Genomic DNA, 1,033 nt, shown 5'->3' with positions numbered 1-1,033 from the left:
CCCACGCTTTCGAGCCTCAGTGTCAGTTACAGGCCAGAGAGCCGCTTTCGCCACCGGTGTTCCTCCATATATCTACGCATTTCACCGCTACACATGGAATTCCACTCTAGTCTACCAGTTTCCAATGCATACAATGGTTGAGCCACTGCCTTTTACACCAGACTTAATAAACCACCTGCGCTCGCTTTACGCCCAATAAATCCGGACAACGCTCGGGACCTACGTATTACCGCGGCTGCTGGCACGTAGTTAGCCGTCCCTTTCTGGGTAGTTACCGTCACTTGATGAGCTTTCCACTCTCACCAACGTTCTTCTCTACCAACAGAGTTTTACGATCCGAAAACCTTCTTCACTCACGCGGCGTTGCTCGGTCAGACTTTCGTCCATTGCCGAAGATTCCCTACTGCTGCCTCCCGTAGGAGTTTGGGCCGTGTCTCAGTCCCAATGTGGCCGATCACCCTCTCAGGTCGGCTATGTATCATCGCCTTGGTGAGCCTTTACCTCACCAACTAGCTAATACAACGCGGGATCATCTTTGAGTGATGCAATTGCATCTTTCAAACTTAAAACTTATGTTTAAAGTTGTTATGCGGTATTAGCATTCGTTTCCAAATGTTGTCCCCCGCTCAAAGGCAGATTCCCCACGCGTTACTCACCCGTTCGCTGCTCTTCTAAAAGGAGCAAGCTCCTTTATTCATCCGCTCGACTTGCATGTATTAGGCACGCCGCCAGCGTTCGTCCTGAGCCAGGATCAAACTCTCCGAAAAGTGTTTGATTCTCCAAAATTACTGGCTTGTCTTTCATTATTGATTGACAGATTTTTGATGTATTACTACATCACATGAGTCATTCTTCTTTATTCAGTTTTCAATGGTCTAGCTTGTCGCGCTTCAACGCTCGTCTCTCGCGACAACTATTATATTCTATCAAACCTATCTCTCCCTGTCAAGAATTTAATGTCACTTTTTAGAATTTCTTTTACTTTCGTTCGTTTTTAACGAACTTTGATAGCGTTTTTTATCGCGTGCTACCA

The 1,033-nt window shown here is 46.4% G+C and carries 1 rRNA gene; it reads right to left on the bottom strand.

Annotated elements, in window-relative coordinates:
* Window positions 1–767 (bottom strand): 16S ribosomal RNA (locus tag BAZO_RS10790); the annotation flags it as partial.
* Between the last annotated feature and the right edge of the window lie 266 nt (window positions 768–1,033).

This window comes from Schinkia azotoformans LMG 9581, from assembly GCF_000307855.1.
GTDB classification, from domain to species: domain Bacteria; phylum Bacillota; class Bacilli; order Bacillales; family Bacillaceae_J; genus Schinkia; species Schinkia azotoformans.
The sequence above is the reverse complement of the archived record's forward strand: the minus strand, read 5'-3'. Positions and strand labels throughout refer to the sequence as shown.